The organism is Litorisediminicola beolgyonensis, assembly GCF_042679605.1.
In the GTDB taxonomy this organism is placed as follows: domain Bacteria; phylum Pseudomonadota; class Alphaproteobacteria; order Rhodobacterales; family Rhodobacteraceae; genus Litorisediminicola; species Litorisediminicola beolgyonensis.
The window spans coordinates 52,523-61,737 of record NZ_JBHTMU010000024.1 but is presented as its reverse complement, the minus strand read 5'-3'; the positions used below and the strand labels follow the sequence as shown (position 1 = coordinate 61,737).

At 67.2% G+C, this 9,215-nt stretch carries 12 protein-coding genes; 5 read left to right on the top strand and 7 right to left on the bottom strand.

Features of this window, described 5'->3' with window-relative positions; translation table 11 throughout:
* Window positions 1-217: 217 nt before the first annotated feature.
* Both ACFQ4E_RS13435 and hpt read right to left on the bottom strand, forming a co-directional pair.
* Complete coding sequence (locus ACFQ4E_RS13435; protein WP_386804377.1) at window positions 218-403, bottom strand: hypothetical protein; 186 nt, start codon at window positions 401-403, stop codon at window positions 218-220.
* Window positions 400-939 (bottom strand): hypoxanthine phosphoribosyltransferase, encoded by a 540-nt coding sequence (hpt, locus tag ACFQ4E_RS13430; protein WP_386804375.1) that lies wholly within the window; start codon window positions 937-939, stop codon window positions 400-402. Before hpt ends, ACFQ4E_RS13435 begins: the two co-directional genes overlap by 4 nt.
* Window positions 940-1,007: 68 nt before the next feature.
* Between hpt and ACFQ4E_RS13425 the strand changes: the two genes are divergently transcribed.
* Window positions 1,008-1,451 carry a type II toxin-antitoxin system RatA family toxin gene (locus tag ACFQ4E_RS13425; protein ID WP_386804373.1) on the top strand — a complete coding sequence of 148 codons (444 nt, stop codon included), beginning with the start codon at window positions 1,008-1,010 and terminating at the stop codon, window positions 1,449-1,451.
* Between the two features lie 102 nt (window positions 1,452-1,553).
* Entirely contained in the window at window positions 1,554-2,024 is a 471-nt protein-coding gene (locus tag ACFQ4E_RS13420) for a hypothetical protein (protein ID WP_386804371.1), read from the top strand.
* Window positions 2,025-2,115: 91 nt separating this feature from the next.
* On the opposite strand, the gene ACFQ4E_RS13415 is transcribed toward ACFQ4E_RS13420, so the two are convergent.
* From ACFQ4E_RS13415 to ispD, 5 genes are all read right to left on the bottom strand, one after another.
* The gene (locus tag ACFQ4E_RS13415; RefSeq protein WP_386804369.1) at window positions 2,116-3,294 is read right to left on the bottom strand and encodes an ammonium transporter; all 1,179 of its coding nucleotides are present in this window, start codon (window positions 3,292-3,294) and stop codon (window positions 2,116-2,118) included.
* A gap of 160 nt (window positions 3,295-3,454) precedes the next feature.
* A complete protein-coding gene (locus ACFQ4E_RS13410) occupies window positions 3,455-3,955 on the bottom strand; it encodes a CinA family protein (protein WP_386804367.1) in 501 nt (166 codons plus the stop codon).
* A complete protein-coding gene (locus ACFQ4E_RS13405) occupies window positions 3,952-4,443 on the bottom strand; it encodes a phosphatidylglycerophosphatase A family protein (RefSeq protein WP_386804366.1) in 492 nt (163 codons plus the stop codon). The genes ACFQ4E_RS13410 and ACFQ4E_RS13405 overlap by 4 nt, the downstream gene beginning before the upstream one ends.
* Window positions 4,440-4,919 (bottom strand): 2-C-methyl-D-erythritol 2,4-cyclodiphosphate synthase, encoded by a 480-nt coding sequence (gene ispF / locus ACFQ4E_RS13400; RefSeq protein ID WP_386804364.1) that lies wholly within the window; start codon window positions 4,917-4,919, stop codon window positions 4,440-4,442. Before ispF ends, ACFQ4E_RS13405 begins: the two co-directional genes overlap by 4 nt.
* Before the next feature lie 3 nt (window positions 4,920-4,922).
* A complete protein-coding gene (ispD, locus tag ACFQ4E_RS13395; protein ID WP_386804362.1) occupies window positions 4,923-5,579 on the bottom strand; it encodes a 2-C-methyl-D-erythritol 4-phosphate cytidylyltransferase in 657 nt (218 codons plus the stop codon).
* A gap of 174 nt (window positions 5,580-5,753) precedes the next feature.
* Between ispD and dusB the strand changes: the two genes are divergently transcribed.
* Genes dusB through ACFQ4E_RS13380 form a run of 3 tightly spaced genes read left to right on the top strand, consistent with a single transcriptional unit; the run spans window position 5,754 to window position 9,195 of the window.
* On the top strand, window positions 5,754-6,743 hold the full coding sequence (gene dusB, locus ACFQ4E_RS13390; RefSeq protein ID WP_386804360.1) for a tRNA dihydrouridine synthase DusB: 990 nt from the start codon (window positions 5,754-5,756) through the stop codon (window positions 6,741-6,743).
* Window positions 6,740-7,825: a two-component system sensor histidine kinase NtrB gene (locus tag ACFQ4E_RS13385; RefSeq protein WP_386804359.1), complete on the top strand. Its 1,086-nt coding sequence runs from the start codon at window positions 6,740-6,742 to the stop codon at window positions 7,823-7,825. Before dusB ends, ACFQ4E_RS13385 begins: the two co-directional genes overlap by 4 nt.
* Entirely contained in the window at window positions 7,825-9,195 is a 1,371-nt protein-coding gene (locus ACFQ4E_RS13380) for a response regulator (protein ID WP_386804357.1), read from the top strand. Before ACFQ4E_RS13385 ends, ACFQ4E_RS13380 begins: the two co-directional genes overlap by 1 nt.
* Window positions 9,196-9,215 lie beyond the last annotated feature (20 nt).

The following is a 9,215-nucleotide window of genomic DNA, read 5'->3' as shown; positions in this document are numbered from 1 at the left end:
GACGCCCGAGGCGGCACCGCGCAAGCGTGGCCTGCTGGAGCGCCTCCGCGACCGGCTCCGCCGCAGCGCCTGATGGCGCGGATCCCGTCCCCGGCAGGTCACCTGCCGGGGCGGGCGCGGGGTCCCGGTGGCGGGCTGACGCCCTGACCCGGTTCCCGGGCGCTCCTTTCTTAACGGTCCGGCTTGGACTGTCAGGAGGTCTGACGCGGGGCGCGCGTCAGCGGCCGTGGCCGATGCCGCGCGGCAGACGCTCGACACTCAGCGCCTCGGGCCAGTAGCCGAGGCGCTCGATGACGACCAGAAGCGCGCAGAGCGCCACCACGACCAGGACGATCCGCACCTGCAGGGCAGAGGGCGGCCGCGCCACCCAGCGGCGCATGCGCAGAAGCCAGATCGGGTTCATTCCGGGAACCGCACCTTGCCGATATAGGGTAGGTTGCGGTTGCGCTGCGCGTAGTCGATCCCGTAGCCCACCACGAACTCGTCCGGGATCTCGAAGCCTGTCCAGTCGGCGCGGATCTCGACCTCGCGCCGCGTCGGCTTGTCGAGGAGCGCAATGGTCCTGAGCCGCGCCGGTCCGCGCGTCTCCAGAAGCCGCAACACATGGCTGAGCGTGTAGCCGGTATCGACGATATCCTCGACCACGAGCACGTCGCGGCCTTCGATGGCGGCGCGCAGGTCCTTCAGGACCCGCACCTCGCGGCTCGATTCCATCGCATCGCCGTAGGAGGAGACCTCGAGAAAATCCACCTCGACCGGCAGGTGCAATTCACGCACCAGATCGGCGATGAAGACGAAACTGCCGCGCAGCAGTCCGACGACCACCAGCTTGTTGGTGTCGGAGAACTCGGCGGCGATCTCGGAGGCCAGGGCCTCGATCCGGGCGGCGATGGCCTTGGCCGAGATCATCTCGTCGATGACATAAGGACGCTGTGTCATGGGTTTCCCTTGATTTCCGGGTGCACCATACGACATCCAAGGACACTGTCACGCCCCGCGAAGGACCGATGCCCAGCCATTCCGAAACCAAGATGCTGCCCTACTCGGCGCAGCAGATGTACGACCTCGTTGCCGATGTCGCCTCGTATCCCGAGTTCCTGCCCTGGTGTGCTGCCGCGCGCATCCGGTCGCGCGAGGACAAGGGCGATCACGAGGTGATGCTTGCGGACCTCGTGATCAGCTTCAAGGTCTTCCGTGAACGCTTCGGGAGCCGCGTGGTGCTGCGCCCCGAGACCATGGAAATCGAGACCGAGTATCTCGACGGGCCGATCCGCTACCTGGAAAGCAAGTGGTCGTTCAAGGATGTCGAGGGCGGCGCGGAGGTCAGTTTCTTCGTCGATTTCGAGTTCAAGAATCGGCTCCTGCAGGGGGCGGCGGGGATGTTCTTCTACGAGGCGATGCAGCGCGTGGTGCGGGCGTTCGAACGTCGGGCGGCCGAGCTTTACGGCTAATGTGGCGATCGTCTGGCGCGCCCAGATTTTGCCGCAATTCCCGACTAGACTGGACGCATCGGGGGCTTGGCCAGAAGGGCCGAAGCGAAGAGAACTAAAGCCATGTCCCTTCTTTCGTCCTTGTCCGGGGCGTCCGCTATCCTGGCGCCCAGGACCGCAGAGCCGCCGGTATCTCCGCCAGAGCCGGTGCAGGATGTCTCGGCGGTCCAGGTCTTTGACACCACGGACGCGAAATCCTCGGGCGGGGCCACCGACGGCCACGGCCCGTCCTGGTTCGCCCGCGAGCACAGCCATGCCGACACATCCTCGCGTGACCCGCGGGGTCCGTCCTCGGGGTCGGGATCGGCGGAGCGGAAACTCAGCGCCTATGTCGCACCTCTGACGGTGACGCCGCCCGGCCAGGTGGTGGTCGCGGCACAGGTGCGTGCGCCCGATGCCGAGCTTCTGGGGCTCATCGCGCGCCCGCCTGCGAGCGTGAGCACCATGGCCTTGCGCGCCTACCAGGAAAGCGGCGTCCGTCCGGCCCCGATCGTGATCGAGCTCGCACTCTCGTCGGTGAACCAGAAAGCCTGAGACCATCGCGCCGCCCGGCCGCAAGTCCGAGGAAAATGAAAGCGCCGCGTCCCCCGGGGAACGCGGCGCGTCTTCGCGTCAGTGATGACGTTCAGCTCGCGTGGTCGTAGGCGCGCTCGCCATGGACCATGATGTCGAGCCCGTTTCGCTCGGTCTCTTCGTCGACGCGGAGCGGCGTGATGGCCTTGGTCACGAAGACCAGAAGCACGGTCATCACGATGGTGAAGGCTCCGACGATCACGAGGCTGCCGAATTGCGCGACGAAGCTGCCCGCGCCGAAGACGGCGATCATGATCGTGCCGAAGATGCCGCCGACGCCGTGGACCGCGAAGACGTCCAGCGTGTCGTCGATCTTGAGCGTGTTGCGGATCAGGTTCACCGCCTCTTGGCAGAGGATGCCGGCGATGGCGCCGATGATCAGCGCCGGGATCGGGCCGACGAAGCCCGAGGCCGGTGTGATCGAGGCGAGACCGGCGATGGTGCCGGTGACCATGCCCACCATCGAGGCCTTGCCGAACTTGACCTTCTCCCACAGCGCCCAGGTGAGCGACGCGGTCGCGGCCGAGATATGCGTCACGGTCAGCGCCATGGCCGCGCCGCCATCTGCCGCGAGCTGCGAGCCGCCGTTGAAGCCGAACCAGCCGACCCAGAGCATCGACGCGCCGATCATGACGTAGCCGGGGTTGTGCGGCGGCGTCGTCACGTTGCGCCGCGGCTTCAGGAACACCGCGATGATCAGCGCCGCGAGGCCCGCGGTCTCGTGCACCACGATGCCGCCCGCGAAGTCGCGCACGCCGGTCTCGCCGAAGATCCCGCCATCGGCCAGCATGCCGCCGCCCCAGACCCAATGCGCCACGGGCGCATAGCACAGAAGCATCCAGAGCGAGGAGAAGAGCAGGACGAAGCCGAAGCCGATGCGCTCGACATAGGCGCCGACGATCAGCGCCGGGGTGATGATCGCGAAGGTCATCTGGAAGGCGAAGAACAGGACCTCGGGAATGGTGCCCGAGAGCGTGTCGGCATCGACCCCCATCAGGAAGGCCTTGCCGAGCCCGCCCCAGACGGCGCCGTCGCCGCCAAAGGCGATCGAGTAGCCCGCCACGAGCCACAGAACGCTCATGAGGCAGGCGATGGCGAAGCAGTGCATCAGCACCGACAGCACGTTGCGGGCGCGCACGAGCCCGCCGTAGAACAATGCCAGTCCCGGCAATGTCATGAACAGCACCAAGGCTGTCGCGGTGATGATCCAGGCGGTATCTGCCCCGTTCATATCCGTCCCTCTCCCTCTCTCCGGATGTGTCGTGCGCGTCTCAAACCGGATGGGGGGCGCGGGAAAAAGAGGCAAAGCGCCGCCGGGGCGGCGAAGTTTTTATCTTTTTGCAAACTGCCGCGTTATTGGGCGTAATATCGGGTGAATGCCCGCAATCCAGTCACTCTTCGTTTAAGGCGTCCCGCAGCATTTCGAGCGCGTGGCGGGTCGCCGCGCGGCGCACCTCGTCCCGTCCGATGGCGCCGAACTCCTTGGTGACCGAGCGGTCCTCGATCTCGGTCGCGCGGGCGATGGCGAAGCAGACGCGGCCCTCGGGCTTGTGCTCGGACCCGCCGGGGCCCGCGATCCCGGTGATCGCGACAGCGAGGTCGCCGCGCCCGGTATAGAGCGCGCCGTCGGCCATTTCGCAGGCGACCTCTTCCGAGACGGCGCCGTGAGCTTCGAGCGTGGTCTCGAGAACGCCCAGCATCGCGCATTTGGCGGCGTTGGAATAGCTCACCCAGCCGCCGATCACGACGTCGGAGGAGCCGGGGATGTCGGTCAACGCGGCGGCGACCATGCCGCCGGTGCAGCTCTCGGCGGTCACGAGGCGCTGTCCCTTCGCGCGGGCGATGTCGAGCACCTCGGAGGCGAGGTCGTGGAACGGGGCGGTGTCGGTCACAGCAGGAGCACTCCATGTGCGAGGATGGCGAGGAGGATAACGCAAATCGCGGCAAAAATACCGGCCCAGACATCGTCGAGCATCACGCCCAGCGGATCGCCGCGGCGGTCGGCGCGGCCGACGAGCCAGGGTTTCCAGATGTCGAAGAGCCGGAAGAGCAGGAAGGCGGCGACCCAGCCGGGCCAGAGATCGGTGATCGCGGCCCCGGCGAAACTGGCGCCGTAGGAGACCGGAAAGAGGGCGATCCACTGGCCGACGACCTCGTCGATCACGATCTCCGAGGGGTCCTCGTTGCCCGTGGCGCGGGTCTCGATCCGGGTGGCCCAGAGACCCAGCGCGAAGACGAGCAGAATGGCCAGCGCCGCGAGCCAGGGACCGCCCAGCACATGCAGCACCCAGAAGAGCGGCAGCGCCGCGAGCGATCCCCAGGTGCCCGAGGCGGGGCGCATGTAGCCCACGCCGAAGAGCGTCGCGATCATCCGGCTCATGACGCCACCAGCGCGGCGGTGGCAATCGCGGCGATGCCTTCCTCGCGTCCCGTGAAGCCCAGTTGCTCGGACGTGGTCGCCTTGACCGACACCCGCATCGGGTCGAGCCCGGTGATCCGCGCCATCTCGGAGCGCATGGCGGGCGCGTGCGGGCCGATCTTCGGCCGCTCGCAGATCAGCGTGACGTCGATATTGGCGATGGCAAAGCCGCGCTCGGCGGCAAGCTTGACCGCGTGCTCGAGGAAGATATGGCTCGCCGCGCCCTTCCACTGCGGGTCCGAGGGCGGGAAATGCTGGCCTATATCGCCCTCGGCAAGCGCACCGTAGATCGCGTCCGTCGCGGCATGCATCCCGACATCGGCGTCGGAATGGCCGAGAAGGCCGCGCTCATGCGGCACGTCGATTCCGCAGAGCGTGACGTGGTCGCCCTCGCAGAACCGGTGTACGTCGAACCCGTTGCCGAGCCTGATCTCCATGGGTCACTCCTTTTCGCGGGCGAGGATCTGCGCGGCGCGGGCGAAATCCTCGGGCGCGGTGATTTTCAGATTGTCTTCGGCTCCGGGCACGATCGCCACCGCAAGACCGGCGGCGCGGGCGACCGCGACATCGTCGGCGGCGTCTCCGTCGTGGCTGCGATGCGCGGCGAGAATGGCGTCGAAGCGGAAGCCCTGCGGCGTCTGCGCGCGGAAAAGCCCGGCGCGGTCGCGGGTTCCTGTCACGAGCCCGTCCGCACCGGTCCAGAGCGCGTCGGTCACGGCGAGGGCAGGGGCCGCGCCCGCGGTCCGGGCCAAGGCGGCCTCGACCGCCGCGATCACGCGTTCCGGCACGCAGGGGCGCGCCACGTCGTGGATAAGCACCGTGTCGGGCTGTGCCTCCGCGAGCGCCTCGAGACCCGCCCGGACCGAGGCGGCCCGCGTGGCACCCCCCTGCACCAGACGCACATCGAGCCCATCGCTCACCGCAAGGGCGCGGGGCTCGTCCTCGGGCCGGATCACCAGCACGGTCGGACGCGGCGCGAAGCGTTCGAGCGTCCAGCGCGCGACGGGTTTTCCGGCGACCTCCTGCCATTGCTTCGCCACCGGCCCTCCGGCGCGGGTGCCTTGCCCGGCGGCGACGATGAGAACGGCGGATGTCATTGCGGCGGGTCCTTTCCGCTTCTCTCTAGGCGAGCCGGTGCGGTTGCGCAATCGACCGGCGATAATGCTCAAAAATTAGGCAATACGCAGCTTGCTGCTTGCGCTTTGCCCGCATGTTATTGAATGGCCACAAGCCTCGGGGTAGCCCGGGGTCATTGCACAAGGAATAGGCGCTTGGCCTTCTCACTCGGCCCACTTCACATCGATCCGCCGGTCCTTCTCGCGCCTCTCGCGGGGATCACAGACCGGCCGTTCCGCGATCTCGTCGCCTCCTTCGGCGCGGGCCTCGTGGTGAGCGAGATGATCGCCAGCCAGGAGATGGTGCAGGGCCGCGCGGGCACGCGGGAACGCGCGGAACTGGGCTTCGACGCGGGCCGCACCTCGGTCCAGTTGGCCGGGCGCGATCCCCACTGGATGGCAGAGGCCGCACGCATGGTCGAGGCCCAGGGCGCAGCGGTGATCGACATCAACATGGGTTGCCCCGCCAAGAAGGTCACCGGAGGCTATTCCGGCTCGGCGCTGATGCGCGACCCCGACCACGCGCTCAGGCTGATCGAGGCGGTCGTGGGCGCGGTCTCGGTGCCGGTCACGCTGAAAACGCGGCTCGGCTGGGACGAAGATTGCCTGAACGCCGCCGATCTTGCGCGTCGCGCCGAAGGGGCCGGTGTTCGGATGGTGGTGATCCATGGCCGGACGCGCTGCCAGTTCTACAAGGGACAGGCCGACTGGTCCGCGATCCGCGCGGTGCGCGACGCGGTCTCGGTGCCGGTCATCGCCAATGGCGACATCACCGATGCTGGTTCGGCGCGCGCCGCTCTTCTGGCCTCCGGCGCGGCAGGCGTGATGGTCGGGCGCGGCGCTCAAGGCGCGCCGTGGCGGCTGGCCGAGATCGCCGCCGAGCTGTTCGGGCACGAGGCGCCGACGATCCCGGAAGGGTCGGCGCTCTGCAACATGATTTCAGCACATTACGAGGCGATGCTCACCTTCTACGGCAGCGCACTTGGCCTGCGGGTCGCCCGGAAACACCTTGGCTGGTACATGGATCGCGCGGGCACGCCGACGGATCTGCGCCGCAGGATCCTGACCGGAACCGATCCGGCCCAGGTCCTGTCGCTCCTGCCGGACGCGATCCTGACCGAGGGCGCGGAAAGGAGAGCGGCATGAAGGACGCCCTCGATCTCGCGCTCTGGTCCTCGCTTCCGGTCCCCGCGATCCTGATCGACGGCCAGGACCGCATCGCCGATCTGAACCCGGCGGCGGAGGGGTTCCTGAACAACTCGGCCAAATGGCTCATGGGCCAACCGGTCTGGGACCGTCTCGCCGTCGACGCGCCGCTGGAAGAGAGTTTCGCCCGCGCCCGCGAGAAGGGCACGCCGCTTTTCGTCAACGATGTCGACGTGGGCACGGGCAGCCGCGCGCCTCTGGTCTGCTCATTGCAGATCGCGCCGCTGACCGGGCAGACCGGCTGGATGATCATGCTGATCTCGCCGCGCGAGTTGGCGGGCCGGATGACCCAGAGCCACTCGGTCAAATCCGCCGCCAAGAGCGCCATCGGCATGGCCGAGATGCTGGCCCACGAGATCAAGAACCCTCTCGCGGGCATTGCGGGTGCAGCGCAGCTTCTGTCGATGAGCCTCTCGAAGGACGACCTGGAGCTAACCGACCTGATCGTCGCCGAGACCCGGCGCATCGTGAAGCTTCTCGAGCAGGTGGAGCAGTTCGGCAACCTTTCCGCGCCCGAGCGCAAGCCGGTGAACATCCACGACGTTCTCGATCGCGCGCGGCGCTCCGCGCTTCTGGGGTTCGGCGGTCACATGAAGATCATCGAGGATTACGACCCCTCGCTGCCGATGGCCTGGGGCGATCCCGACCAGCTCTTGCAAGTGGTGCTGAACCTTCTCAAGAACGCCTCGGAAGCCGCTGATCCGAAAGAGGGCGGGACGATCCGGCTGCATACCTTCTACGAGCACAGCTTCCGCCTGCGCCGGGCCGACGGGTCCGGCCAGAAACTGCCGTTGCAGATCGAGGTGATCGACGACGGCCCGGGCCTGCCGCCCGACATTAAGGGCGATATCTTCGACCCCTTCGTGTCGGGCAAGGAGAACGGCACCGGCCTCGGGCTGGCGCTCGTCTCCAAGATCATTTCCGACCATGACGGGTGGATTTCCGTCGACAGCGTGCCGGGCAAGACGCTGTTCCGCATCTCCCTGCCTTTGGCGCCGCGACATTTGAAGGAGACCGACTGATGGATGGCACGATCCTTGTCGCCGATGACGACCGCACGATCCGCACGGTCCTGACCCAGGCCCTGACCCGCGCGGGGTGCAAGGTGCACGCGACCTCGTCGCTGACCACGCTGATGCGCTGGGTCGGCGAGGGTAAGGGCGACGTGGTGATCTCGGACGTGGTCATGCCGGATGGCAACGGGCTGGAAATGCTGCCGAAAATTCACACGGACCGGCCCGACCTGCCGGTGATCGTGATCTCGGCGCAGAACACGATCATGACCGCGATCCAGGCCGCCGAGGCCGAGGCCTATGACTACCTGCCGAAGCCCTTCGACCTGCCGGACCTGATGAAGCGCACCGCCAAGGCGCTCGAAAACCGCCGTCGTGCGCCGCGCCGGGACGAGCCCGTCGTCGGCGCGGACGGGCCCGAGGAACTGCCGCTCGTAGGCAAAACCGCAGCGATGCAGGCGCTTTACCGGCTGGTCGCCAAGGTGATGAACACCGATCTCCCGGTCCTGATCACCGGTGAAAGCGGGACCGGTAAATCCCTGATCGCGAAGGCGATCCACGATTTCTCGGACCGGCGAACCTTGCCCTTCGTGGTCGCGACCGGCGCGGATCTGTCCGATCTCGAAGGCCCCGCGCGGGTGCTGGCGCGGGTCAAGGGCGGCACGCTCCTGATCGACGAGATCTCGGATATCGAGGACGAGGTTCAGGCGCGGCTGGTGCGGATGATGGATGTGCCGGGCGAGCATGTGCCGCGCTTCATGGCCACCAGCCAGACCGATCTGGCCCAGGCGATGGAGGACGGCCATGTCCGCCGCGATCTCTACTACCGGATGTCGGGCGCCACGATCTCGGTTCCGTCGCTGCGCGAGCGTGTCGACGACATCGCGCTTCTGACCGAACATTTCCTTCTGCGCGCCGAGCGCGACGGTGGCGCCAAGCGCTGGCTGTCGGCGGACGCGGCCGAGCTGTTCCGGCAGTATTCCTGGCCCGGCAACGTGCGCCAGCTCGAGAACGCGGTGCGGCGGCTCAGCCTCACCAGCCGCGCCGACGAAATCACGCGCTCCGAGGTCGAGGCGGTGCTCGGCAACCAGCCCGATACCGGCCCGATCCTGAGGGGCGGAGATTCGGAAAAACTCGGCACCTCCGTGGCCCGACATCTGCGGCGCTACTTCGATCTGCACGGCAATATGCTGCCTCCGCCGGGCCTCTATGCCCGGATTTTGCGCGAAGTTGAGGCACCGCTCATAGAAATCGCACTCGACGCCACCGGAGGAAATCAGGCCAAGTGTGCGGATTTGCTGGGAATCAATCGAAACACCCTGAGAAAGAAGATCACCGATCTCGATATCCGCGTGACACGACGCCGCAAATTGATGTAAAACCGCAACAGAAACGTGGC